The organism is Klebsiella sp. CTHL.F3a, assembly GCF_019890895.1.
In the GTDB taxonomy this organism is placed as follows: Bacteria; Pseudomonadota; Gammaproteobacteria; order Enterobacterales; family Enterobacteriaceae; genus Klebsiella; species Klebsiella grimontii.
On record NZ_CP082360.1, the window covers coordinates 4,049,942 to 4,074,480 of the forward strand.

Annotated in this window: 22 protein-coding genes; 13 read left to right on the plus strand and 9 right to left on the minus strand. The window is 56.7% G+C overall.

Going from position 1 to position 24,539, the window contains the following annotated elements:
- The first annotated feature begins 128 nt into the window (after positions 1–128).
- From K7H21_RS19060 to ybiJ, 4 genes are all read left to right on the plus strand, one after another.
- Positions 129–2,417, plus strand: coding sequence for a catecholate siderophore receptor Fiu (locus K7H21_RS19060; protein ID WP_223035288.1), 2,289 nt, complete (start codon positions 129–131; stop codon positions 2,415–2,417).
- 45 nt (positions 2,418–2,462) lie between these two features.
- Positions 2,463–3,140 carry a PKHD-type hydroxylase YbiX gene (gene ybiX, locus K7H21_RS19065; protein WP_004130733.1) on the plus strand — a complete coding sequence of 226 codons (678 nt, stop codon included), beginning with the start codon at positions 2,463–2,465 and terminating at the stop codon, positions 3,138–3,140.
- Between the two features lie 68 nt (positions 3,141–3,208).
- A complete protein-coding gene (locus K7H21_RS19070; RefSeq protein WP_004130731.1) occupies positions 3,209–3,475 on the plus strand; it encodes a DksA/TraR family C4-type zinc finger protein in 267 nt (88 codons plus the stop codon).
- Positions 3,476–3,760: 285 nt separating this feature from the next.
- Positions 3,761–4,021 carry a DUF1471 family protein YbiJ gene (gene ybiJ, locus K7H21_RS19075; protein ID WP_004130722.1) on the plus strand — a complete coding sequence of 87 codons (261 nt, stop codon included), beginning with the start codon at positions 3,761–3,763 and terminating at the stop codon, positions 4,019–4,021.
- 121 nt (positions 4,022–4,142) lie between these two features.
- Here the strand turns inward: ybiJ and ybiB are convergent, their stop codons facing one another.
- The 7 genes from ybiB to K7H21_RS19110 form a co-directional block, all read right to left on the minus strand.
- On the minus strand, positions 4,143–5,111 hold the full coding sequence (gene ybiB, locus K7H21_RS19080; RefSeq protein ID WP_004130720.1) for a DNA-binding protein YbiB: 969 nt from the start codon (positions 5,109–5,111) through the stop codon (positions 4,143–4,145).
- A gap of 42 nt (positions 5,112–5,153) precedes the next feature.
- On the minus strand, positions 5,154–7,298 hold the full coding sequence (gene dinG / locus K7H21_RS19085; protein ID WP_223035289.1) for an ATP-dependent DNA helicase DinG: 2,145 nt from the start codon (positions 7,296–7,298) through the stop codon (positions 5,154–5,156).
- 202 nt (positions 7,299–7,500) lie between these two features.
- The gene (rhlE, locus tag K7H21_RS19090) at positions 7,501–8,850 is read right to left on the minus strand and encodes an ATP-dependent RNA helicase RhlE (RefSeq protein WP_049113338.1); all 1,350 of its coding nucleotides are present in this window, start codon (positions 8,848–8,850) and stop codon (positions 7,501–7,503) included.
- Between the two features lie 217 nt (positions 8,851–9,067).
- The gene (locus tag K7H21_RS19095; RefSeq protein ID WP_142469735.1) at positions 9,068–10,060 is read right to left on the minus strand and encodes a transketolase family protein; all 993 of its coding nucleotides are present in this window, start codon (positions 10,058–10,060) and stop codon (positions 9,068–9,070) included.
- Positions 10,060–10,905 carry a transketolase gene (locus tag K7H21_RS19100; protein ID WP_004130711.1) on the minus strand — a complete coding sequence of 282 codons (846 nt, stop codon included), beginning with the start codon at positions 10,903–10,905 and terminating at the stop codon, positions 10,060–10,062. The genes K7H21_RS19095 and K7H21_RS19100 overlap by 1 nt, the downstream gene beginning before the upstream one ends.
- Positions 10,906–10,918: 13 nt before the next feature.
- Positions 10,919–11,668, minus strand: a complete 750-nt coding sequence (locus K7H21_RS19105; protein WP_123828321.1) for an SDR family NAD(P)-dependent oxidoreductase — start codon at positions 11,666–11,668, stop codon at positions 10,919–10,921.
- 50 nt (positions 11,669–11,718) lie between these two features.
- A complete protein-coding gene (locus K7H21_RS19110; protein WP_004130707.1) occupies positions 11,719–13,050 on the minus strand; it encodes an MFS transporter in 1,332 nt (443 codons plus the stop codon).
- A 339-nt stretch (positions 13,051–13,389) separates the two neighbouring features.
- Between K7H21_RS19110 and K7H21_RS19115 the strand changes: the two genes are divergently transcribed.
- The 6 genes from K7H21_RS19115 to K7H21_RS19140 all read left to right on the plus strand — a co-directional run bounded on the left by K7H21_RS19115 (position 13,390) and on the right by K7H21_RS19140 (position 20,115).
- Positions 13,390–14,313 (plus strand): LysR substrate-binding domain-containing protein, encoded by a 924-nt coding sequence (locus K7H21_RS19115; RefSeq protein ID WP_004130698.1) that lies wholly within the window; start codon positions 13,390–13,392, stop codon positions 14,311–14,313.
- Positions 14,314–14,384: 71 nt separating this feature from the next.
- Positions 14,385–15,062 carry a transcriptional regulator CecR gene (cecR, locus tag K7H21_RS19120; protein WP_004130696.1) on the plus strand — a complete coding sequence of 226 codons (678 nt, stop codon included), beginning with the start codon at positions 14,385–14,387 and terminating at the stop codon, positions 15,060–15,062.
- On the plus strand, positions 15,059–16,051 hold the full coding sequence (gene hlyD, locus K7H21_RS19125; RefSeq protein ID WP_004130694.1) for a secretion protein HlyD: 993 nt from the start codon (positions 15,059–15,061) through the stop codon (positions 16,049–16,051). The genes cecR and hlyD overlap by 4 nt, the downstream gene beginning before the upstream one ends.
- The gene (locus K7H21_RS19130) at positions 16,048–17,787 is read left to right on the plus strand and encodes an ATP-binding cassette domain-containing protein (protein WP_049113347.1); all 1,740 of its coding nucleotides are present in this window, start codon (positions 16,048–16,050) and stop codon (positions 17,785–17,787) included. The genes hlyD and K7H21_RS19130 overlap by 4 nt, the downstream gene beginning before the upstream one ends.
- Positions 17,777–18,910 carry an ABC transporter permease gene (locus K7H21_RS19135; protein WP_004130690.1) on the plus strand — a complete coding sequence of 378 codons (1,134 nt, stop codon included), beginning with the start codon at positions 17,777–17,779 and terminating at the stop codon, positions 18,908–18,910. Before K7H21_RS19130 ends, K7H21_RS19135 begins: the two co-directional genes overlap by 11 nt.
- 98 nt (positions 18,911–19,008) lie before the next feature.
- Positions 19,009–20,115 (plus strand): ABC transporter permease, encoded by a 1,107-nt coding sequence (locus tag K7H21_RS19140; RefSeq protein ID WP_004130688.1) that lies wholly within the window; start codon positions 19,009–19,011, stop codon positions 20,113–20,115.
- A gap of 60 nt (positions 20,116–20,175) precedes the next feature.
- Here K7H21_RS19140 and K7H21_RS19145 read toward each other — a convergent pair whose 3' ends face one another.
- Entirely contained in the window at positions 20,176–20,613 is a 438-nt protein-coding gene (locus K7H21_RS19145; protein ID WP_004130686.1) for a YbhQ family protein, read from the minus strand.
- Positions 20,614–20,756: 143 nt separating this feature from the next.
- Here K7H21_RS19145 and K7H21_RS19150 point away from each other — a divergent pair, with 143 nt between their 5' ends.
- Genes K7H21_RS19150 through K7H21_RS19160 form a run of 3 tightly spaced genes read left to right on the plus strand, consistent with a single transcriptional unit; the run spans position 20,757 to position 23,715 of the window.
- Positions 20,757–21,506, plus strand: coding sequence for an endonuclease/exonuclease/phosphatase family protein (locus K7H21_RS19150; protein ID WP_004130684.1), 750 nt, complete (start codon positions 20,757–20,759; stop codon positions 21,504–21,506).
- Positions 21,503–22,747, plus strand: coding sequence for a cardiolipin synthase ClsB (gene clsB / locus K7H21_RS19155; protein WP_004135240.1), 1,245 nt, complete (start codon positions 21,503–21,505; stop codon positions 22,745–22,747). Before K7H21_RS19150 ends, clsB begins: the two co-directional genes overlap by 4 nt.
- A complete protein-coding gene (locus tag K7H21_RS19160; protein ID WP_049113351.1) occupies positions 22,747–23,715 on the plus strand; it encodes a lysylphosphatidylglycerol synthase transmembrane domain-containing protein in 969 nt (322 codons plus the stop codon). Before clsB ends, K7H21_RS19160 begins: the two co-directional genes overlap by 1 nt.
- Before the next feature lie 99 nt (positions 23,716–23,814).
- Here K7H21_RS19160 and K7H21_RS19165 read toward each other — a convergent pair whose 3' ends face one another.
- Positions 23,815–24,519, minus strand: a complete 705-nt coding sequence (locus K7H21_RS19165) for a Bax inhibitor-1/YccA family protein (RefSeq protein WP_004130681.1) — start codon at positions 24,517–24,519, stop codon at positions 23,815–23,817.
- Positions 24,520–24,539: the final 20 nt, after the last annotated feature.

A 24,539-nucleotide genomic window follows, 5' to 3' on the forward strand; every position in this document is an offset into this window, starting at 1 on the left:
TGATAATGATTATCACAATCATTATCAAAATCATTGCTTTTGTAAAAAACACCTGCAGTGGTCGGGGCGAAGCAACGCTTCGTCTGCGGTCGTTATGGCCTAATTAAAACGATAAGTCACTTATTGAAATGGAAAAAAATAACAATTTGCCGTTCAGCAGTTTTAACTCGCTCACTCTCTTCACTGGCTTATGTCTGAGTCTTTATCCGACCGGCCAGCTACTTGCAGCGGATAGCACTGAAAATAATAGTGGAGAAACGCTGGTGGTCGAAGCGCAGACGCCATCGCTTTACGCGCCGACCCGCTCCGCCGATCCAAAATTTTCTCGGCCGATCGCCGACACCACGCGAACGGTTACCGTGGTTTCAGAGCAGGTGATGAAGGATCAGGGGGTCACTAACCTCACCGACGCGCTGAAAAACGTTCCCGGCGTCGGCGCTTTCTTTGCTGGTGAAAACGGCAACTCGACCACCGGCGACGCCATTTACATGCGCGGTGCGGACACCTCCAACAGCATTTACGTCGACGGTATCCGCGATATTGGCAGCGTCAGCCGCGATACGTTTAATACCGAACAGGTCGAAGTCATCAAGGGACCTTCAGGCTCCGACTATGGGCGCAGCGCGCCGACCGGCTCGATCAATATGATCAGCAAACAGCCGCGCCTCGATTCCGGTATCGACGCCTCCGCCAGCGCTGGCAGCGCCTGGTTCCGACGCGGCACGCTGGATATTAACCAGGCCATTGGCGAAACCAGCGCGGTGCGTCTGAATCTGATGGGCGAGAAAACCCACGACGCGGGCCGGGACAAGGTGAAAAACGAGCGTTACGGCGTCGCGCCATCAGCGGCATTTGGTCTCGGCACCGAGAACCGCCTTTACCTTAACTATCTGCACGTGACCCAGCACAACACCCCCGACGGCGGCATCCCTACCATCGGGCTGCCGGGCTATTCTGCTCCCAACGCCGGCACCTCGGCGCTGAATCACTCCGGCAAGGTCGCCACCAGCAACTTCTACGGCACCGACTCCGACTACGATGATTCCACGACCGATACTGTGACGATGCGTTTCGAGCACGACCTGAGCGACACGACGACGATCCGCAATACCACCCGCTGGTCTCGCGTGAAGCAAGATTATCTGATGACCGCGGTGATGGGCGGAGCGTCAAACATTACCCAGCCAAACCCCAACGATGTGGGCACCTGGACCTGGTCGCGCCTGGCGAATACCAAAGACACCAGCAACAAGATCCTGACCAACCAGACTAACCTGACATCGAAGTTCTACACCGGCGCTATCGGACATGACGTCAGCACCGGCGTGGAGTTCACCCGTGAAACCCAGACCAACTACGGGGTATATCCGCTCACGCCTCCGGCGGTGAATATTTACCATCCGAACAGCGACATCTCCATCGGCGGCCTGAACCGCAGCGGCGCCAACGCCAACGGACAAACGGATACCTTCGGCATCTATGCTTTCGATACCCTGCAAATTTCCCAGGACTTCGAACTTAACGGCGGGATCCGTCTGGACAATTACCAGACCAAATATGATAGCGCCAGCCTGTGCGGCGGTACCGGACGCGGTGCCATCGCCTGCCCGGCCGGGGTCGCGAAAAATACTCCCGTCACCACCGTCGATACCTCAACCAGCGGTAATCTGGTGAACTGGAAGGCCGGCGCGCTGTACCACCTGACCGATAACGGCAACCTCTACGTCAACTACGCCGTTTCCCAGCAGCCGCCGGGAGGCAGCAACTTTACCCTCGCGCAAAGCGGCACCGGCAGCAGCGCCAACCGAACCGACTTTAAACCGCAGAAGGCCAAAACCAGCGAGCTCGGCACCAAGTGGGAGCTGATGGATAAACACCTGCTGCTGACCGCCGCCCTCTTTCGCACCGATATTGAAAACGAAGTCGAGCAGAACGATGACGGCAGCTATTCGCAGTACGGTAAGAAGCGCGTTGAAGGCTATGAGATTTCGCTGGCCGGTAACATCACCCCTGACTGGCAGGTAATTGGCGGCTATACCCAACAGCATGCCAGCGTTCGTGAAGGCGCGAACACCGCCCAGGATGGCACCAGCGCGCTGCCGTATACGCCAGAGCACGCGTTTACCCTCTGGAGCCAGTACCAGGCCACCGATGCGATCGCCGTCGGCGCCGGCGCACGATACGTCGGCAGCATGCATCGCGGCAGCGACGGTGCGGTCGGCACGCCTTCCTATACCGAAGGCTACTGGGTGGCCGATGCTAAAGTCGGTTACCGCATTAACCGTAATTTCGACCTGCAGCTGAACGTCTATAACCTGTTTGATACCGACTACGTCGCCTCGATTAACAAGAGCGGCTACCGTTATCACCCGGGCGAGCCGCGGACCTTCCTGCTCACCGCCAATATGCATTTCTGATCACCGGCGGGGCGGCAACGCCCCGTTTTCTCAGGAGATAAAACGATGATGTACCATATTCCCGCCGTTCTCACCCCTCAGGAAGTGGACGATTTTACCGCTCAGCTTCAGCAGGCGGAATGGGTTGACGGGCGCGTGACGACCGGCGACCAGGGCGCTCAGGTCAAAAATAATCAGCAGGTGGACACCCGCAGCAACCTCTACGCCAAGCTTCAGGGCAACGTGCTGGCGGCGCTAAACCGCAGTTCGCTTTTTTTTGCCGCCGCGCTGCCGAAGGCCATTTCCAGCCCGCTGTTCAACCGCTACCAGCAGAGCGAAACTTATGGTTTCCACGTCGACGGCGCGGTGCGCAGCCTGGCGCAGGGCGGCTGGATGCGCACCGATCTTTCCGCCACCCTCTTTTTAAGCGCTCCGGAAAGTTACGCAGGCGGTGAGCTGGTCGTCAACGATACCTACGGGCAGCACGCGGTTAAGCTCCCGGCCGGGGACCTGGTGCTCTATCCTTCGAGCAGCCTGCACTGCGTCACCCCGGTGACCTCAGGCATCCGCGTCGCCTCGTTCTTATGGATTCAGTCAATGATCCGTGACGATAAACGCCGCAGTATGCTGTTTGAACTGGATGGCAATATTCAGAAATTAAAAAGCCGCCACGGCGAAAGCGACGAAGTGCTATCTCTGCTTAATCTGTACCATAACCTGCTGCGCGAATGGTCAGAGATCTGAACCTTGCCTGCTCATTTTTTACCCCCATATTCTCTATACTAAAGAGAGACGAGATAGCGAGGTGAACTATGGCATCAGGTTGGGCAAATGATGACGCGGTGCAGGAACAGATCGACAGCACCATCAACGACGCGATAGCCCGGGCGCGAAATGAGCTGTCATCGGGGGAAAGCAACAAATTTTGTGAAGAATGCGGAGAGCCGATTCCTGAGGCGCGCCGACGAGCGGTGGCGGGAGTCAAATACTGCGTTAAATGCCAACAGGAGAAAGATTTACATAACAATACATTTTCGGGATATAATCGCAGAGGATCCAAAGACAGCCAGCTTCGCTGACCGATGTTTACCGTTCATTACCGCATATCGCATTAACTTTTCGCGCACGTTTTTTGGCAAACGGAGTGGCAAAATGTGCCCTTCCAGCCTGCTGGACGCCGCCGCAACCTGTTTCGCCGCCAGCGGCTTAAATAATTTATTAATATTCAATAAATTAATAATCATTCAAAAAATTAGATAGAGATTGTTAATTTCCTTCGATTTTATCTCCCGCTAAAAACCGTGATACTTATCACATCGACGGAACATCGTCCCCTATACAGAACAACCTGCGAGAGATTAATTATGAAAAACATCAAATACGCTGCTGCCGCTATCGCCCTTTCCGCTCTGTCTTTCGGCGCGTTCGCCGCTCAGCCGGTAACATCGGCTCAGGCAGAGAGCATGAACAAAATCGGTGTGGTTTCTGCTGAAGGCGCGACGACGCTGGATGGACTGGAAGCCAAACTGGCTGAAAAAGCAGAGGCCGCTGGCGCGACCGGCTATAGCATTACCTCCGCTAACAGCAACAACAAACTGAGCGGTACCGCGGTTATCTATAAATAATCGCCAGATTTCCTGTAGCAACACTCTGTAATGCCACTGTTTTAACCCTGTAAGATCCTTTAATACCCTTGCCTTGCCCGTCCACGCCACTGGACGGGCTTTTTTTTGCCTGCCGATACGGTTACCAGCTCTCAGCCACCTTCGCCAGCCCTTGCTCCAGAGAGGAAACGACGCCGGTCGCCACCAGACAGCAGGCCAGCTGAATTTTCAGCGATTGCGGCAACGGCTCGCTCCCTACAGAACAGCGCTCGATCCAGCGCGCGGTCACTTCGGGATCTTTTGACGCCGGCAAGACGAGCGCCTGCTCCGCTGCGCCATCCTGACGTTCGTTAACCACCCGCGTACCGGCCGCGTCAATCAGGCTGATCTGCGGACAGCGCTGCGGATTGGCGTAAACTTCGCCTTCAGTTCCGTGCATCAGCAGCGCCCGGCCGCCGATCCCGGCAAAGAATTTCGCCACCCTGCCAACGTATTCAGGATGCGAAACGCTCGACAGGCGCAGCGCCGCATCTTCAGCAAACGGCGTCGCCAGCTTGGCCAGCGTGTGGGCGCTGTTACGCACCCCCATGCGCCAGCGCATCGCCAGCTGTTTTTCCAGCGGCGGACAAAATGCGCCGACCGGCACGTAAACCGGCTGGTGGCTGTCTAACCGCGCCTGGGCCTGGCCTGCCTGAAGCGTCGCCGGGATCCCCATCAGTTCAAAAATCGTTTCCGTCAGCACGCGGGTGGGATCGTGGCTTACGCCGTGAACAATCACCGGGAAGCCAAGCTTATGCAGAAGCACGGCGAGCAGAGGCGTCAGGTTGGCCTGCTTGCGCGCGCCGTTATAGCTGGGGATCACTATCGGCATCGGTTTAGCGACCGGCGGCGTCAGCTTCATCGTATGATTCTGCATCGCTTCATAGAAGCCCTTCATCTCCGCTTCACCTTCTCCCTTAATGCGCAGGGCAATGAGAATGCCGCCGAGCTCGAGCTCAGGCACCTCGCCGTTAAGCATTCGCGAGTAGAGCGCGCGCGCCGTCTCCACGTCAAGGTCGCGGGCGTGGTTTTTGCCGCGCCCGACTTCTTTAATGATTTTGCTGTAGTCCATTGCAGGCTCCTCTGAGCTTCTCACATCGTCGACACTGCACCGCTAACGCCGTTTGCGACGCGTCTGTTTTGTTTTAGTTTTTACTATAACCTCGGGGACGGCTGGCTGCTCTATCGGAAATACGGGTAATGCATTCAATAAGCGCTTACCGTAGTTTTTGGTCAACAGGCGTTTGTCATAAATCACCACCTCTCCCCAGCAGCTATGGCTACGGATCAGGCGGCCAACCTGCTGAATCAGGTTGAATGACGCGCTGGGCAGGCTCTGAACTTCGAACGGGTAGCGGTTGAGGCTTTTGAGCCATTCGCCTTCTGTAATCACCACCGGGCTGTCTATCGGCGGGAAAGCAATCTTATGAATATGCACCTGACTTAACAGCTCGCCTTTTAAATCCAGCCCTTCCGCGAAGGATTGCAGCCCAACCAGTACGCTGCGCTCGCCGCCTTCTACGCGTTTGCGATGCAGCTCGACCAGCCGGTAGCGAGGCTTATCGCCCTGAACCAGTAGCAGCAGGCGCAGATCGGTAACGTGTTCGAGGAAGCGCTGCATCGCTCTTCCGCTGGCGAATAGCACCAGCATGCCGAGGTGCTTTTTGCTCTCGACCTGCTCCCGAAAATAGGCGGCCATCTCGGCAATATGCTGCTCTTCGTTATCGATAAGCGGTTCATAATGCATCTGCGGAATGACGATTTTGCCCTGTTCGACGTGGTTGAAGGGCGAGTCCAGGGCCACAAAGCGATCTCCCGCCTTCTCTTTCAGCCCGCTCATCTCCTGCAGACGCGAAAAACTATTCAGCGAACGCAGCGTCGCAGAGGTGACGACGATATGCGGAACGCTGCGCCACAGCAGCCTCTCCAGCTGATCGCTGACGCGGATCCCCACGCAGTGGAACCAGATATGCAACTGGCCGTCCCGCAGGTCGCGGGTAACCCATTTGGTCACCGGCGCGCCGGAGGACTGCGCCAGCGATGCCAGCCGCCAGAGTTTACTTTGGCTTTCAAACATCCCCAGCGCGCGGTTCATCTGCAGCAGAACCCGGTGCAAACGTACCACATCGTGACTGCCGGTTTTTTCGCCCAGATCGTTAAGGAACAGCTCCGCCAGACCGCGCAGCGTCTCGGTAAGCTTCGCCAGCCGCTGGCAGATTTCCATCACTTCCGCCGGTAGCTCTCCCATCGGGAAGCGGTACTCCGCCTCCTGCCCGGCCGGCATGTACAGATTGAGGATGTTATTCAGGGAGGCGATGAGTTCGTAGAGCTCCTCGCAATGCCCATTCAGGCGCTCGGGATTGGCCAGCGGCGGCGTTGTTTTAGGGCGAAACTGCTCCATGCAGGTCGCGACCAGCTTCGTAAAAAGATCCAGTTGCAGGCGGTACCACGGGGCGGTAATTTCCGCGCTCATTTCCAGCGCATCGCGGGCCACCTCCGGAAGATGGTGACCTTCATCCAGCACCAGCAGCAGATGCTTAGGTTCCGGCAGCACCGCTTCGCTCTCCATGGCCGCCATCACCAGCGCATGGTTAGCCACCACCACTTCCGCTTCCTGGATTTCCCGGCGGGCGACGAAGAAGGGGCATTCGCGGTAGTAGTGGCAGTTACGGTTCAGGCAGCTGGCTTTGTCGGTGCTCAGGCGGCTCCATAATGAATCATCAACGTTTTTATCGGTATGATCGTGCAGGCCGTCCCATTTGTAGCTATCGAGATCCGCTTTCAGCGTCGCGCACAGCTTCTGCTCCGCCTGGTTGTTGGGCGTGAGTTCGTCATCAAGAAAGGCCAGTAAATCCTGCTGCGTGGGCTCGGTGCTGGCAAGGGCGGCCAGGTTACGCGGGCAGACGTAGCGCCCGCGGCCAAAGGCGGCGGTAAAGCGCAGGTCGGGAATGATTTTGCGCAGCAATGGTAGGTCTTTGCTGTAGATTTGGTCCTGCAGAGCAACGTTGGCGGTACTGACCACCAGCGTTTTTTGTTCTTCTCGGGCAATGGCGATACCGGGAATCAGATATGACAAGGTTTTGCCGACGCCGGTCGGAGCTTCTATCGCCAGATGCCGCCCCTCTTCCCCGGCAAGCGTCTTCGCCACATCGGCGATCATCTGCCGCTGCGGAGGACGGGGAATAAAGTCAGGAATTTGTTCCTGAAGCGCCTTATACCAGGCGGCGATTTGCGCTTTCAGCGCTGCGGTCAAAGCCATGAGAAAACCTGAATACTGTATAAACAGCCACTATTGTGCCATTTTTTAGCCATCGGGAGGAATGTCTTTCTGAGCAAACTGGAATCTCGCTCGAGGTTCAACGTGAGCGAAGAGCATGCCGGGCAAGGAGCCTTACCCGGATAACCCATCCGGGGCATGGCCGCGCGTTCGCGGCTATGCCCGCAGGAATGACGGGATAGGGTTACTCAGCCGCCGCGGGTTTGCGCGGGCGACGACGGCGAGGAGGTTTACCGTCCTGAGTTCGCGCTTTAGGCGCTTCGCCATCGATACGACGCGGGGCGGACTGCTGACCGCGACCTTGTCCCTGGCCGCCGCGGCCCTGGCTTTGGCCACCACGGCCGCCGCCGCGCTGCTGCTGACGACCGTTCTGAATCGGCTCGGCTTTGATCGACGGATCCGGCTCATAGCCCGCAAGGGCGATACGCGGGATCTCTTTTTTCAGCAAGCGTTCGATATCATGCAGCAGTTTATGTTCATCTACGCAGACCAGCGACAGCGCTTCACCCGTTGCCGCGGCGCGACCGGTACGACCAATACGGTGCACATAGTCTTCCGGTACGTTTGGCAGCTCGTAGTTCACCACGTGAGGAAGCTCTTCAATGTCCAGACCGCGCGCGGCGATATCGGTCGCCACCAGCACGCGAATGCCACCGGATTTAAAGTCAGCCAACGCGCGGGTACGCGCGCCCTGGCTCTTGTTGCCATGAATGGCGGCGCTGCGGATGCCGTCTTTATTAAGCTGCTCCGCCAGATGGTTAGCGCCGTGCTTGGTGCGGGTAAAGACCAGCACCTGCTGCCAGTTGCCTTCACCGATCATCTGCGATAGCAGCTCGCGCTTGCGCTTTTTGTCGACAAAATGCACCAGTTGGCTCACCTGTTCAGAAGCAGTGTTGCGGCGGGCGACTTCAATTTCCAGCGGATTATGCAACAGCTTTTCCGCCAGCGATTTAATCTCGTCGGAGAAGGTTGCGGAGAACAGCAGGTTCTGGCGCTTCGCCGGCAGCTTCGCCAGTACCCGGCGAATATCGTGAATAAAGCCCATATCCAGCATACGGTCGGCTTCATCCAGCACCAGCACTTCAACTTTGTCCAGGCTCACGGCGTTCTGATGTTCAAGATCCAGCAGGCGGCCGGGCGTTGCCACCAGGATATCGACGCCGCTGCGCAGCTTCATCATCTGCGGGTTAATGCTCACGCCGCCGAACACCACCAGCGAACGAACATTAAGGTATTTGCTGTAATCCCGCACGTTTTCGCCAATCTGCGCCGCCAGCTCGCGCGTGGGGGTCAGGATCAGTGCGCGTACCGGACGACGGCCTTTAGCGTGCGGTTCTTTCTGGACCAGGTGCTGAAGCAGAGGCAGCGTAAATCCCGCCGTTTTACCAGTACCGGTCTGGGCGCTGGCCATCAAATCACGACCCTGTAATACCGCCGGGATGGCCTGCTGCTGAATAGGGGTTGGCTCAACGTAGCCCTGCTCAGCGACGGCGCGCAGGATTTCAGGATTCAGGCCAAGGGAATCAAAAGACATAACAACTCCGAACCGCCCCGGCCCTTCACAGGCGTAGTTTTCAGGGAGATTATTGCGAAAGAGATGGCAAAAACCACAATGCCATGAAGCTGCGCAGTCTAGCAGATTTTGTGATGAACCGCATAAAATCTGCCGAAAAGAATCCTCTGGCTAACAAACCACTGCTCCCCGTCCTGGCGATAACGAGCGCCGCCGCATAACGCGGCGGCGAAAACCACTAACGCAGGCGATACTTAATTTTTTCGACCATCTTCGCGGTGGAAATGCCGTAGCGGTCGTGCAGCGTCGGAAGCGCTCCGGCCAGCAGGAATTCGTCGGGCAAACCGACGGTATCCAGTTCGCAGCGCACGCCTTTGCGCATCAGCAACGCGGCAACCGCTTCCCCTAACCCGCCAACCGACGTGTGGTTTTCCGCGGTCACCACCAGACGACCGGGCTTCGACGCCTGCGCAACGATCGCTTTTTCATCGAGCGGTTTGATGGTGGGTACGTGCAGCACCGCAGCGCTGATATTATCGGCCCGCAGTTGTTCAACCGCCTCCAGGGCGCGCATGGTCATCAGCCCGGAAGAGATAATCAGCACATCGTTACCGTCCTCCAGCAGCTTCGCCTTGCCCAGTTCAAACTGATAATCATATTTATCGAGCACCAGCGGCACCTTACCGCGCAATAGACGCATATACACCGGACCGCTGTGGTCGGCAATCGCCGGTACCGCCTGCTCTATCTCCAGCGCATCGCAGGGATCGACGATGACCATGCCGGGGATGCCTCGCATAATCGCCAGATCTTCCGTTGCCTGATGGCTCGGCCCGTAGCCGGTGGTCAGGCCCGGCAGCGCCGCGCAGATCTTCACGTTCAGATGCTCTTCGGCGATAACCTGATGGATAAAATCATAGGCGCGGCGGGTGGCAAAAGCGGCATAGGTGGTGGCGAAGGGAATAAATCCCTCCTTCGCCATTCCTCCGGCGGCCGCCATCAGCAGCTGCTCCGCCATCCCCATCTGGAAGAAGCGTTCCGGGAAGGCCTGGGCGAAGATATGCAGATCGGTATACTTTGACAGATCCGCGGTCATCCCGACGATTTCCGGGCGCTGCGCAGCCAGCTTCGATAGTGCGACGCCAAACGGGGCGGAAACGGTCGCCTGGCCTTCATCAGCAATAGAGGCGATCATCGCTGACGTCTTTAAACGTGGTTTACTCTGGCTCATTACAGCACTCCTTCCGGTTTGTTGGCGTCCAGCACCGCAATCGCCTTTTGCCATTCGTCGGCATCGACGCGGATAAAATGGTTCTTATCGCGGGTTTCCAGGAATGGCACCCCTTTGCCCATCAGCGTGTCGCATAAAATCACCCGCGGCTGGTTGCCCGCATGATTTTTCGCGTTGTCGAAGGCGGTAATCACCGCCGCCAGATCGTTGCCGTCCACACGCTGCACGTACCAGCCGAAGGCGGACCATTTTTCATGCAGCGGCTCAAAGCCGAGGATTTTGCGCGAATCGCCGTCCGCCTGCTGTTTGTTCACATCAACGATGTTTATCAGGTTCGTCAGGCCGTAGTGGGCCGCCGACATCGCTGCTTCCCAGGTCGACCCTTCGTCCAGCTCGCCATCCGACATGGAGTTATAAACCCAGGATGCGCTGCGCTTCTGCCGCAGGCCGAGCGCCATCCCGACGGCAATGGAGAGCCCCTGCCCCAGCGAGCCGCCGGACATCTCCATTCCCGGCGTATAGGTCGCCATACCCGACATCGGCAGGCGGCTGTCGTCGGAACCGTAGGTCTCCAGCTCCTCTTGCGGGATAATTCCCGCTTCCAGTAGCGCCGCATAATAGGCGATGGCGTAATGGCCGTGCGAGAGCAGGAAGCGGTCGCGCCCTTCCCACTCCGGTTCTTCCGGGCGGTAGCGCATCGCGTGGCTGAACGCGGTGGCCAGCACATCCGCATAGCCTAATGCCTGGCCGATGTAGCCCTGTCCCTGGACTTCGCCCATTTGCAGGGCATAGCGACGAATACGCCACGCCGCCGCAGCAACTTTTTGTAATTCTGTGATTTTCATCTGCTTGCCTCGCTTAGTGGATTAACATGCCGCCATTCACGTCCAGGGTGATACCGGTCGAGTAGGAAGAGAGCTCGCTGCCGAGGAACAGGGCGGCGCGCGCGATATCCACCGCATCGCCAAGGCGGTTCATCGGGATCCCGGCGAGGATATTGGCCGTCATGTCGTCGGTCAGCTTACCGGCGGTGATATCGGTCTGAATCAGCCCCGGAGTAATGCAGTTAACGCGGACGTTATCCGGACCAAGCTCGCGCGCCATCGCCCGCGCCAGGCCGAGCACCCCGGCTTTCGCCGCGCTGTAGTGCGGGCCGCCGAAGATACCGCCGCCGCGCTGGGCGGAAACCGAAGAGATACAGACGATGCTGCCCGATTTTTGCGCCCGCATCGTCGGAATAACCGCCTGCGACATCAGCAGCGTGCCGCGCAGGCTGACATCCAGCACCGCGTCGTAGTTGGCGCGCTTAATATCCATCAGCTTCAGCGGCTGAGTAATCCCGGCATTATTCACCAGCACATCGACCCGGCCATATTTCGCGAGAATCTGTTCCATCGCCGCCTGAACCTGAACTTCATCGGCAACGTTCGCCGCCAGGCCAAGATGGCCTTCGCCTAAGGCCGCGGCTGCCGCTTTGCTGGCTTCGCCATTGAGGTCGATAATGACCACGCTGGCGCCGTTTTCAGCAAATAATTTGGCGGTGGCAAAACCCAAACCGCGTGCCGAGGCCGCGCCGGTAATAATGGCGACTTTATCTTTTAATAACATATTTTCACTCCATGACATGACGTCAGATTAATTAACAGGATATATTTCCGTTATTGTGGTTCATCGAGAAAGAGAATCACCACCAGACCTATTGCGGCGCAGATACCAAAATAGGTGAATACAGAATTAAAGCTGCCGGTTTTATCGAGTAAAAAGCCCGCAGCCATCGGGGCAACAAATCCGCCGAGGTTACCGCCGCTATTGATAATAGAAGAGGCGATCGGATAGGTTTTATTATCCGAAACGGCCATACCGTAGGCGGTAAAGGCCGGCCAGCCAATATTCAAACATAAACCGACGAAGAATAATCCGACACAGACCGCCCAGGTGCTCGCGGGAATATTTAGCATAATGAGCATCATGACCACAGTGGAAATCGCCGTAAACATCATTGTCGGTTTACGTCGCCGGCCTAATACCTTATCCGAAATCCATCCACCGCCAATCGCGCCTATAAAACCGCCAATGCACGGCATACTTGCCACGAAGCCCATGCTCATTACATCAAACCCGCGTTCTTTAACCAAATACAGCGGGATCCACGTTAATAATCCGTACAGCACACTAACCATCATAAAATAAGCCAGGCAGTCGCCAAGAATATTTTTCGAGGTAAATAATCCTTTCGCCGTATCAATAGGGGTAAGCTTTTTCACCCGAATAAATTTATCCAGCCAGATAAAGCGATCGGCAATTAATATATTTTGCCGTACGGTGTTTTTATCGCTTTCACGCCCGGCGTTAATCTCTTCCAGCTCGCTTTGCGAAACAAATCCGCTCTCTGCGGGTTTTGACTTAACCAACAGGTACCACGCCACCGCCGCCACAATCCCCGGTATCGCAAAGGAGAAAAAGACCCACCGCCAACCCCAGGTTACCGCGATCCATACCGCCAGCGGCGGTACGATTATCGGCGCAAACATGGTGGCGGCAATGTAGACGCCCGTTGCCGTGGCTTTCTCTTTCGGCGGGAACCAGTTATTAATGGTTGAAGCCAGGCCTACCGGACATGGCCCTTCGCTAAGCCCCAGTCCCAGCCGCACCATCTTCAGGCCAAACACCGAGCTCACGGTGCCCATCAGCCAGGTAAAAGCGGAAAAGCCGAAAATCGACAGCGCGACCAGTCCCCGGGTGCCGCGTTTGGCAATGAAAAAGCCGGCCGGGATCTGGCTGACCGCGTAGCCCAGGAAAAACATGCTGGCGATGGCCCCGGCCTCAAAGTTGTTGATATGAAACTCATCAATAATGAACGGCAGTACCGCACCGATATTCGTTCTGTCGGCGTAATTTATGGCATACACCAGGAAAATCATCGTCAAAACCACAAAACGATATTTTGTTTTCCTGGCGTCAGTACAGACCACAGTATCTATACGTGACATAGGGTATCCTCTTTATTTTTATGCTTTTTGTCGCGAACCTTACCGCATCGCGCCTTGTTATCAGGCCTGTGCTTGCAATATAACAATCCCAAAAAGAAAGGGTATTCAAAAAACCTCAATTATGACTGAGAAAAATTTGCTTCGTGACTGCATTCAAATTCCTGTCAATTATTTTTTTCGAGAGCTTCACATTTAAAACTGTTAAGTTCATCACGGATTACGCCATGTCTTATTTCCCGGCTATGCTATCCTGACCGTCATTTTATGGGATAACCGCTGGATGTACTGTTTTTTTGAGTAAATAAATCACCCTAATTATTCCACTCACCGGAGGAAATCATGAACCAGCCGCTGCCAAATAAAAGCTTGCCGATGCCATCCTTACGCAATATTCAGGCATTTATTGAAGTGGCCGATACCGGCAGCCTGAACCTGGCAGCAGAGAATCTCAATATTACAGCTTCAGCAGTCAGTCATCAGATAGCCAGCCTGGAACAGTATCTGGGAAAGAAGATATTTTCCCGCAGCAGTAAAGGAATGGTCTTAACCACCATTGGTGAAAAATATCTTAAAGAAGTTTCCGGAGCCTTAAATATTATTGGTCAGGCCACTAACCAGGTGATTAATGATATTCACCAGGATTATTTACGGATTCATTCAGCGCCGAGCTTTGGCTTATTGTGGTTGATGCCCCGACTTAATAAGTTTCGCCAGGCATGGCCGGAGCTTAAAATTAGCCTGACCTGTTCTTATGAAAGCATTCAGTTCTCCCGCGATAATATCGATATTGATATTCGCCACGGTCTCTCACAGTGGCCGACCCTGGTGGTCAAGACCATAAAAAACGAACGCATGCTGCCCTTCACCTCATCGACTTATTTAGCCGGGCGCAACGTTCAGTCCATTGAAGATTTGTTGGCGTGCGATCTTATTCATTCCGATAGCACGCTGATCGGCTGGAGCAACTGGCTATCGTGGCATAAGGTTCGCGGCTGGAATAAAAATTTTATTTTTAATTTTGACCGCTCCTATATGAGTATCGAGGCCGCGCGCATGGGGATGGGGGTTATTCTTGAGAGTAATTTGCTGGCCGGGCAGAGCGTTCGTCAACGTCACCTGGAACCCGTCTTTAGCCGCGACGTCAGTATGCCGGTTAATGCCCATCACTTCGTTTTACCGCACCCGAATGAGCAAAAAGAGAAAGTGAAGATCTTCTTTAACTGGGTTGCCGAAGAGCTAAGCCACGAAGGATTTCATATCTAGCAGCAAACGGTGGACAAACCGCAAACCTGGGCCTAGAGTTAATCAATCGATTGATTAACTTTTCCAGCGCGATGACAACAACTCCTATTACCAGCAAGGGCGAGCAGGCGAAAAGCCAGCTTATCGCCGCCGCAATCGCCCAGTTCGGCGAATACGGCCTGCATGCCACGACCCGCGATATCGCCGCCCAGGCCGGGCAAAATATCGCCGCCATCACCTACTATTTTGGTTCCAAAGACGATCTCTACCTCGCCTGCGCCCAGTGGATCGCTGATTTTATCGAACACAATTTCCGCCCCCACGCGCAGGCGGCGGAAGCGCTGTTCACTGAGCCTGTGCCCGATAAAGCCGCGATGCGCAGCCTGATACTTGGCGCCTGCCAGAATATGATCCTGCTGCTGACCCAGGACGACACCGTCAATTTGAGCAAATTCATCTCCCGCGAGCAGCTGTCGCCGACGCCGGCCTACCGGCTCATCCACGATCAGGTGATTGCTCCACTACACTGCTACCTGACACGTTTAATCGCCGCCTATACCGGCCTGAACGCCGACAGCACGCAAATGGTGCTTCACACCCACGCGCTGTTGGGCGAAGTTCTCGCTTTTCGCCTTGGTCGGGAAACGGTACTACGCCGCGCGGGCTGGGCCGAGTTCGATCGGGACAAAACCGCGCAAATTATTGAGGTTATCACCTGCCATATTGATTTCGTTCTGGAAGGATTATCGCAAAGGAGTCTGGAGTCATGAAAAAACCGCTCATCGTCGTTGTGCTGCTTCTCCTGCTGGCTGCTGTCATTGGCGGAGGCTGGTGGTGGTACCAGAGCAGCCAGCAGAAAGCGCTCACGCTATATGGCAACGTGGATATTCGTACCGTCAACCTCAGCTTCCGCGTGGGCGGGCGGCTGGCGTCGCTCAGCGTCGACGAGGGCGATGCGATTAAAGCCGGACAGACCCTGGGCGAGCTGGACCGCGCGCCGTACGAGAACGCGCTCCAACAGGCGCAGGCCAACGTGTCCACCGCCCAGGCGCAGTACGACCTGATGATGGCGGGGTATCGTTCGGAAGAGATTGCCCAGGCCGCCGCCGCGGTCAACCAGGCGCAGGCGGCTTACGACTACGCGCAGAACTTTTACCAACGCCAGCTGGGGCTGCGCAAAAGCAGCGCCATCTCCGCTAACGACCTGGAAAATGCCCGCTCCTCGCGCGATCAGGCCCAGGCGACGCTGAAGTCCGCGCAGGATAAGCTGCGCCAGTATCGCGCGGGGAATCGTCCGCAGGAAATCGCCCAGGCCAAAGCCAGCCTTGAGCAGGCGCAGGCCGCGCTGGCGCAGGCGAAGCTGGATCTGCACGATACCACGTTGATCTCGCCGTCCGACGGAACGCTGATGACCCGCGCCGTCGAACCGGGCAGCATGCTCAGCGCCGGCGGCACGGTGATGACGCTCTCGTTAACCCATCCGGTGTGGGTACGCGCCTATATCGATGAAAAAAATCTTGGCCAGGCCCAGCCGGGTCGCGAAGTGCTGCTTTTCACCGATAGTCGCCCGGATAAACCCTACCGCGGCAAAATCGGCTTCGTCTCCCCTACCGCTGAATTCACGCCAAAAACCGTGGAGACGCCGGACCTGCGCACCGATCTGGTTTATCGCCTGCGTATTGTGGTCACCGATGCCGACGACGCGCTGCGCCAGGGGATGCCGGTCACCGTCACCTTCAGTCACGGAAACGGCCAATGAGCGAGGACGTCATTACGCTGAGCGGCCTGACCCGGCGCTTTGCCGGCATGGACCGCCCGGCCGTCGCGCCGCTGGACTGCACTATTCATTCCGGCTATGTGACCGGTCTGGTGGGCCCGGATGGCGCCGGAAAAACCACCCTGATGCGCATGCTCGCCGGGCTGCTGAAAGCTGACGCAGGCAGCGCAACGGTGATCGGCTACGACCCGATTGCCGACGATAGCGCCCTGCACGCAGTGCTCGGCTATATGCCGCAGAAATTCGGCCTGTACGAAGATCTGACGGTAATGGAAAACCTGACGCTCTACGCCGATCTGCGCAGCGTGACCGGCGAGGCGCGGGAAAAAACCTTCGCCAGGCTGCTGGAATTTACCTCCCTCGGCCCCTTTACCGGCCGGCTGGCGGGCAAGCTTTCCGGCGGCATGAAGCAGAAACTTGGTCTGGCCTGCACCCTGGTCGGCGAACCGAAAGTCCTGCTGCTTGATGAACCCGGCGTCGGCGTCGACCCCATCTCTCGCCGCGAACTGTGGCAGATGGTGCACGAACTGGCAGGCGACGGAATGCTGATCCTCTGGAGCACCTCTTATCTTGATGAGGCCGAGCAGTGCCGGGACGTGCTGTTGATGAACGAGGGCCAGTTGCTCTATCAGGGCGCGCCAAAAGAGCTGACGCAGACCATGGCCGGACGCAGCTTTTTGATTTCCAGCGGCGAGGAGAATAATCGCCGTCTGCTCCAGCGGACGCTGAAACTGCCGCAGGTCAGCGATGGCGTGATTCAGGGTAAATCGGTACGCCTGATCCTTAAAAAAGAGGCCAACATCAGTGAAGTCCAGAACGCTAACGGTATGCCGCCGCTCGAGGTGGCCGAAACCGCACCGCGCTTTGAGGACGCCTTTATCGACCTGCTGGGCGGCGCCGGGACCGCCGAATCGCCGCTGGGCAACATCATCCACACCGTGGAAGGCTCCCATGAGGACACGGTGATTGAAGCGCAGACCCTGACCAAGAAATTCGGCGATTTTGCCGCCACCGACCACGTTGATTTTCAGGTCAAGCGCGGGGAGATTTTCGGCCTCCTTGGGCCTAACGGCGCGGGCAAGTCCACCACCTTTAAGATGATGTGCGGCCTGCTGGTCCCCACCTCCGGTAAAGCGCTGGTGCTGGGCATGGACCTGAAAGTCAGCTCCGGCAAGGCACGTCAGCATCTGGGCTATATGGCGCAGAAGTTCTCGCTCTACGGCAACCTTTCCGTTGAGCAGAACCTGCGTTTCTTCTCCGGGGTGTACGGCCTGCGCGGGCGGGCGCAGAACGATAAAATCGCCAGCATGAGCGAGGCATTTGGCCTGAAAAGCATCGCCCGGCAGGCCGCTGACGACCTGCCGCTCGGCTATAAGCAGCGCCTGGCGCTGGCCTGCTCGCTGATGCACGAGCCGGATATCCTGTTTCTTGATGAACCCACTTCCGGGGTTGATCCCCTCACCCGCCGCGAATTCTGGCTGCATATCAACAGCATGGTGGATAAAGGCGTGACGGTGATGGTCACCACCCACTTTATGGATGAAGCGGAGTATTGCGATCGTATCGGCCTTGTCTATCACGGCAAGCTGATCGCCAGCGGCACGCCGGACGATCTGAAGGCGCTGGCGGCGGATGATAAACAGCCCGACCCGACGATGGAGCAGGCGTTTATCACCCTCATTCACGACTGGGATAAGGAGAACGCCGGTGAGCGCTAAACTGCTATCGTGGCGGCGCGTGCGCGCCCTGTGCGTGAAAGAGACGCGGCAGATTGTCCGCGACCCCAGCAGCTGGCTGATTGCGGTGGTCATCCCCCTGCTGCTGCTGTTTATCTTTGGCTACGGGATTAACCTCGACTCCAGCAAGCTGCGGGTGGGCGTGCTGCTGGAACAGCAGAGCGAAGAAGCGCTGGATTTTGTCCATACCATGACCGGCTCCCCCTATATCGACGCCACCATCAGCGATAACCGCCAGGAACTGGTGCAGATGATGCAGGCGGGACGCATTCGCGCGCTGGTAACCATTCCGGTGGATTTCGACCGCAAGATGGCCCGCCCCGGCGACGATGCGCCGATCCAGCTCATCACCGACGGCAGCGAACCGAATACCGCTAACTTCGCCCAGGGCTACGTCGAAGGCATCTGGCAAATCTGGCAGCAGCAGCGAGCGGAAGATCGCGGCGAAACCTTCGAGCCGCTAATCGACGTGCAGACGCGCTACTGGTTTAACCCGGCCGCGATCAGCCAGCATTTTATTATCCCCGGCGCGATCACCATCATTATGACGGTGGTCGGCGCGATCCTGACCTCGCTGGTGGTGGCCCGCGAGTGGGAGCGCGGCACCATGGAGGCGCTGTTGTCGACCGAGATTACCCGCGCCGAGCTGCTGCTGTGCAAGCTGATCCCCTACTATTTCCTCGGCATGCTGGCGATGCTGCTGTGTATGCTGGTGGCGGTGTTTATTCTCGGCGTGCCCTTTCGCGGTTCGCTGGTGATTCTGTTTTTTATCACCAGCCTGTTTTTGCTGAGCACTCTGGGAATGGGGCTGCTGATTTCCACCATTACCCGCAACCAGTTTAACGCCGCGCAGGTGGCGCTGAACGCCGCGTTCCTGCCGTCAATTATGCTGTCCGGGTTTATTTTTCAGATCGACAGCATGCCGGCGATAATCCGCGCGGTGACCTACGTGATCCCGGCGCGCTATTTTGTCAGCACCCTGCAAAGCCTGTTTCTGGCGGGCAATATCCCGGTGGTGCTGCTGGTGAATGTGATGTTTTTAATCGCCTCGGCGGTAATGTTTATTGGCCTGACGTGGCTGAAAACCAAACGGCGTCTGGATTAGCGAACGCCTGACCCGGGCTACAAAGGCTGACAAACGGGTAGCCCGGATAAGCGCAGCGCAGTCCGGGGATACAAAGCAGCATAAAGAGAGAATATAAGATGTTTCATCGCTTATGGACGTTAATCCGCAAAGAGCTGCAGTCGCTGTTGCGCGAACCGCAGACGCGGGCGATTTTGATTATGCCGGTGCTGATCCAGGTGCTGCTGTTCCCCTTTGCCGCCACGCTGGAGGTGACGAACGCCACCATTGCCATCTATAACGAAGACAACGGCAAGCACGCCGTGGAACTGACCCAGCGCTTCGCCCGCGCCAAAGCCTTCACCCACGTTCTGCTACTGAAAAGCCCGCAGGAAATAAGACCAACTATCGATGAACAAAAAGCGCTATTGGTCGTGCGTTTCCCGGCAGATTTTTCGCGCAACCTCGACACCAACCAGACCGCCCCGCTCCAGCTTTTGCTGGACGGGCGCAACTCTAACAGCGCGCAAATTGCTGCGAACTATCTCCAGCAGATCGTCAAAAACTATCAGCAGGACCTGCTGGAAGGTAAAACTAAACCGAACAATAGCGAGCTGGTGGTGCGCAACTGGTATAACCCGAATCTCGATTACAAATGGTTCGTGGTGCCGTCGCTGATCGCCATGATCACCACCATCGGCGTTATGATCGTCACCTCGCTCTCCGTTGCCCGCGAGCGCGAACAGGGCACGCTCGACCAACTGCTGGTCTCGCCGCTGGCAACCTGGCAAATCTTTATCGGTAAAGCGGTCCCGGCGCTGATCGTCGCTACCCTGCAGGCAACCATCGTGCTGGGGATTGGCATCTGGGCCTATCAAATTCCGTTTGCCGGCTCATTGCTGCTGTTTTACTTCACGATGATCGTTTACGGCCTGTCGCTGGTAGGATTCGGCCTGTTGATTTCGTCGCTGTGCTCCACGCAGCAGCAGGCGTTTATCGGCGTATTCGTCTTTATGATGCCGGCGATCTTGCTCTCCGGCTACGTTTCGCCGGTGGAGAATATGCCGGTATGGCTGCAGAACCTGACGTGGGTAAACCCGATACGTCATTTCACCGATATCACCAAGCAGATCTATCTGAAGGATGCGAGTCTGGAAATCGTGTGGGGGAGTTTGTGGCCGCTACTGGTCATAGCGGCCACCACCGGCTCAGCGGCGTATGCGATGTTCCGAAGAAAGATCGCGTAATACTCGTCATCGTTCGAACCACAACTGCGTTGGCTCGCCTTGCTCCCCCCAGTCACATAGTTATCTATGCTTCTGGGGATTCGCTGCGTTGCCGCCTTGTTGTAGCCCGAACGATTTAGCGTATCTGTTTTTATCTTTCGCGAGCAGTGAAACCACCGCCGGACCTGCCAGTATTGCCAGCCCGGCGAGGGCCAGCAGCAGGTTATTGTGCAGTACACGCGACAGCAGCCACAGCACGATCACCGCGGTACCGAAGTACCAGGTAGTGGTGAGTTCCTCAAGGAAATCACCGACGTCGCGCCAGCGCTCATCGTGATGGCGCTGCAAAAACAGCATCGACACTAACGTGACGCCGTACAGTACGCACAAACCTAATCCGACGCGCACCAGCGCGCCGCTCATCCAACCCATCACCAGTACTGCCACGACCAGTAGATGCAACATAATCTGCCAGCAACTAAGACCCGTTGCGACGCGTACACGTTGTTGCCACTTCATGGCTTCTCTCCTGAAGGATTTTTCTCTGCTACTCAGAGTACCGCACTTTACGGAAAATTCCGTATCACCGCATCTTTTTGTGACCTCTACTACACTATTTCCTACAGGAAAGTGACATTGCCCAGAGAAATAAGGACGAACAAATGCCGCGATTTTCGTTAAACGTGCTGACAATTAACACCCATAAAGGCTTTACTGCGTTCAATCGCCGCTTTATTTTGCCCGAATTACGCGAAGCGGTGCGCAGCGTCAGCGCCGACATTGTTTGCCTGCAGGAGGTGATGGGGGCGCACGAAATTCATCCGCTGCATATCGAAAACTGGCCGGATACCACCCACTATGAGTTTCTCGCCGATACCATGTGGAGCGATTACGCATACGGCCGCAACGCCGTTTATCCGGAAGGACATCACGGCAATGCGGTACTTTCCCGCTTTCCCATTGAACATTATCAAAATCTCGATGTTTCGGTGGGCAACAGCGAAAAGCGCGGGCTGCTTTACTGCCGCATTGTGCCGCCGGAAAGCGGGATCGCTATCCATGTGATCTGCGCGCATCTGGGGCTGCGTTCTCATCAGCGCCAGGCCCAGCTGACGATGCTGGCGGAGTGGGTGAACGGTTTACCCGCGGGCGAACCGGTAGTGGTGGCCGGTGATTTTAACGACTGGCGGCAGCAGGCTAACCGCCAGCTTAAAACCCAGGCCGGGCTGGAGGAGATTTTTACCCGCGCCAGAGGGCGTCCGGCGCGAACTTTCCCGGTCAGCTTCCCTCTGCTGCGCCTCGACCGCATCTACGTAAAAAACGCCTATGCCAGCCAGCCAAAGGCGCTGGCGTTAAAACAGTGGCGTCATTTGTCCGATCATGCACCGCTTAGCGTGGAGATACATCTGTGAAATGCAGCTGGCAGGAAGGAAACCGCATTCGGCTATTAGAAAATGGCGATAACTATTATCCGGCGCTGTTTGCCGCCATTGGTCGCGCGCAGCAGCGGGTGATCCTGGAATCCTTTATTTGGTTTGAAGATGACGTCGGCAAACAGCTCCATGCCGTTCTGTTAAAAGCGGCCCAGCGCGGCGTCCGCGTCGAGGTGTTACTGGACGGCTACGGCTCGCCGGATCTGAGCGAAAGCTTTGTGGGCGAGCTGACGTCGGCTGGCGTGATTTTTCGCTACTACGACCCGCGCCCGCGACTGCTCGGCATGCGCACTAATTTATTCCGCCGCATGCATCGTAAAATCGTGGTGATCGACGACGTAACCGCCTTCGTTGGCGGAATTAACTACTCCGCCGAGCATATGACCGATTACGGTCCGGAGGCCAAACAGGATTATGCCGTGCAGGTCGAAGGACCGGTGGTGCTCGATATCCTGCAATTTGAACTGGAAAACTTGCCCACCAATGAGGCGACCCGCCGCTGGTGGCAGCGGCGTCGGCATAAGCCTGAAATCAACCGCAACCCCGGCGAGGCCCAGGCGCTGTTTATCTGGCGGGATAATCAGGATCATCGTGACGATATTGAACGTCACTATCTGAAGATGCTGACCACCGCCCGCCGGGAAGTGATTATCGCCAACGCCTACTTTTTCCCCGGCTATCGCCTGCTGCACGCCATGCGCAACGCTGCCCGACGTGGCGTCCGCGTCAAGCTTATCGTGCAGGGCGAACCGGATATTCCCATTGTCAAATTCGGCGCGCGCCTGCTCTATCACTATCTGGTTAAAGGCGGCGTGCAGATTTTCGAATACCGCCGCCGTCCGCTGCACGGCAAAGTGGCGCTGGCGGACGACCACTGGGCCACCGTCGGCTCCAGCAACCTCGACCCGCTCAGCCTGTCGCTGAATCTGGAAGCTAATCTGGTGATTCACGACCGCGAGTTTAACCAGACGCTGCGCGATAATCTCAATGGCTTAATCCTTAACGACTGCCGCGAGGTCGATAAGCGCATTTTGTCGAAACGCACCTGGTGGCGGCTCGGTATTAGCGTGCTGGCGTTCCACTTCCTGCGCCACTTCCCTGCCTGGGTCGGATGGCTACCGGCCCATACGCCGCTGCTGTCGCGGGTTCAGCCCCCGGTACAGCCGGAGATTGAAACTCAGGATCGCGTAGACCCGGAAAATCAGGAGGTGAAATCCTGATGGCGAAATCTCACCCTCGCTGGCGGATGGCGAAAAAAATCCTGACGGTGCTCTTTTTTATCGCCGTCGTCGTTCTGCTGGTGGTCTACGCCCAGAAAATTGACTGGCAGGACGTGTGGAAAGTGATTCGCGATTACAACCGTATGGCGCTGCTCAGCGCCATCGGGTTAGTTATCGCCAGCTACCTGATCTATGGCTGCTACGATCTGCTTGGGCGCGCTTACTGCGGCCACAAGCTGGCTAAACGTCAGGTAATGCTGGTGTCATTTATTTGCTACGCCTTTAACCTGACGCTCAGTACCTGGGTGGGTGGGATTGGTATGCGCTATCGGCTGTACTCGCGCCTCGGCCTGAGCGGGGCGACCATTACCCGAATTTTTTCGCTGAGCATTACCACCAACTGGCTGGGCTATATTCTGCTCGGCGGCATTATTTTTAGCTCCGGTATGGTGAAGGTTCCCGATCGCTGGTATATCAGCCAGTCGTCGCTGCAAATTCTGGGCGTCGTTTTACTGCTGATTTCCGCGTTTTACCTGTGGGCCTGCGCCTTTGCTAAAAAGCGCCATCTGACGATAAAAGGTCAGCGGCTGGTTCTGCCGTCCTGGCGCTTCGCGATATTGCAGATGGCGGTTTCCAGCCTGAACTGGATGGCGATGGGGGCGATTATCTGGCTGCTGTTGGGGCCGCAGGTGGACTATTTCCTCGTGCTCGGCGTACTGCTGGTCAGCAGCATTGCGGGGGTTATCGTGCATATTCCGGCAGGCATTGGCGTACTTGAGGCGGTGTTTATCGCCATGCTTTCCGGGGAAGAGATTTCGCGCGGCGCGATTATCGCCGCCCTGCTCGCCTACCGCGCGCTGTACTACTTCCTGCCGCTGCTGCTGGCGACCATCGGCTACCTGATTCTGGAGAGTCGGGCGAAACATCTGCGGGAGAAAAACCAGCGCAAGCTGGCGGGAGAAAAGTAAAAAAAGCCCCGGTCGCGAATGCTGACCGGGGCTGCAGGTTCACCACCGTCTGAGATCCAGTAGCCCGGACAGATGCGCAGCATCGCCTTCGGGAACGAGTTAACGACGATTGCCGAAAATGCGCAGCAGCATCAGGAACAGGTTGATAAAGTCCAGATACAGCGTCAGCGCCCCAAGAATCGAGTATTTACGCAGCGTTGATGCATCGCGAACGTCAATCTGCTCGCCGATGTTTTTCAGCTTCTGGGTGTCATAGGCGGTCAGACCGACGAATACGATAACCCCGATGTAGGTCACCGCCCACATCAGCGCTTCGCTCTTCAGCCAGAAGTTAACCAGTGACGCCAGCAGGATACCGATCAGCGCCATAAACAGCATGTTGCCGAAGCCGCTCAGGTCGCGTTTAGTGGTATAGCCGTAAAGGCTCATCACGCCAAACATCCCGCCGGCCACCACGAAGGTACTGGCAATCGACGAGTAGGTATAAACGATGAAAATACTGGAAAGCGTTAGCCCGGTGAGCGCCGAATAGAGCATAAACAGGGTGGTCGCCATTCCCGCGCTCAGCCGCTGCACCATGCCGGAGAGCACGAATACCAGCCCCAGCTGAGCGATGATCAGGCCGAAAAAGGTTATTTTACTGGAAAAAACAAACATCATCACCGCAGGGGTGTTGGCCGCAAACCACGCGATAAACGCCGTGAGCAGTAGCCCGACCGTCATCCAGCCGTACACCTGCGCCATAAAAGTTTGAAGTCCGCTGCGACCCTGTACGATCGCCCCGGAACGAGGATATCTATCCATGACTGTCTCCTGATTAACGA

Coding starts and splice junctions, on each gene's coding strand:
- K7H21_RS19100 (WP_004130711.1), bottom strand. CDS start 10,905: ATGAAAATCACAGAATTACAAAAAGTTGCTGCGGCGGCGTGGCGTATT.
- hlyD (WP_004130694.1), top strand. CDS start 15,059: ATGAAAAAACCGCTCATCGTCGTTGTGCTGCTTCTCCTGCTGGCTGCT.
- K7H21_RS19160 (WP_049113351.1), top strand. CDS start 22,747: ATGGCGAAATCTCACCCTCGCTGGCGGATGGCGAAAAAAATCCTGACG.
- K7H21_RS19070 (WP_004130731.1), top strand. CDS start 3,209: ATGGCATCAGGTTGGGCAAATGATGACGCGGTGCAGGAACAGATCGAC.
- K7H21_RS19140 (WP_004130688.1), top strand. CDS start 19,009: ATGTTTCATCGCTTATGGACGTTAATCCGCAAAGAGCTGCAGTCGCTG.
- cecR (WP_004130696.1), top strand. CDS start 14,385: ATGACAACAACTCCTATTACCAGCAAGGGCGAGCAGGCGAAAAGCCAG.
- K7H21_RS19060 (WP_223035288.1), top strand. CDS start 129: ATGGAAAAAAATAACAATTTGCCGTTCAGCAGTTTTAACTCGCTCACT.
- ybiX (WP_004130733.1), top strand. CDS start 2,463: ATGATGTACCATATTCCCGCCGTTCTCACCCCTCAGGAAGTGGACGAT.
- K7H21_RS19105 (WP_123828321.1), bottom strand. CDS start 11,668: ATGTTATTAAAAGATAAAGTCGCCATTATTACCGGCGCGGCCTCGGCA.
- rhlE (WP_049113338.1), bottom strand. CDS start 8,850: ATGTCTTTTGATTCCCTTGGCCTGAATCCTGAAATCCTGCGCGCCGTC.
- dinG (WP_223035289.1), bottom strand. CDS start 7,298: ATGGCTTTGACCGCAGCGCTGAAAGCGCAAATCGCCGCCTGGTATAAG.
- K7H21_RS19130 (WP_049113347.1), top strand. CDS start 16,048: ATGAGCGAGGACGTCATTACGCTGAGCGGCCTGACCCGGCGCTTTGCC.
- K7H21_RS19110 (WP_004130707.1), bottom strand. CDS start 13,050: ATGTCACGTATAGATACTGTGGTCTGTACTGACGCCAGGAAAACAAAA.
- K7H21_RS19095 (WP_142469735.1), bottom strand. CDS start 10,060: ATGAGCCAGAGTAAACCACGTTTAAAGACGTCAGCGATGATCGCCTCT.
- K7H21_RS19165 (WP_004130681.1), bottom strand. CDS start 24,519: ATGGATAGATATCCTCGTTCCGGGGCGATCGTACAGGGTCGCAGCGGA.
- ybiJ (WP_004130722.1), top strand. CDS start 3,761: ATGAAAAACATCAAATACGCTGCTGCCGCTATCGCCCTTTCCGCTCTG.
- K7H21_RS19115 (WP_004130698.1), top strand. CDS start 13,390: ATGAACCAGCCGCTGCCAAATAAAAGCTTGCCGATGCCATCCTTACGC.
- K7H21_RS19150 (WP_004130684.1), top strand. CDS start 20,757: ATGCCGCGATTTTCGTTAAACGTGCTGACAATTAACACCCATAAAGGC.
- K7H21_RS19145 (WP_004130686.1), bottom strand. CDS start 20,613: ATGAAGTGGCAACAACGTGTACGCGTCGCAACGGGTCTTAGTTGCTGG.
- ybiB (WP_004130720.1), bottom strand. CDS start 5,111: ATGGACTACAGCAAAATCATTAAAGAAGTCGGGCGCGGCAAAAACCAC.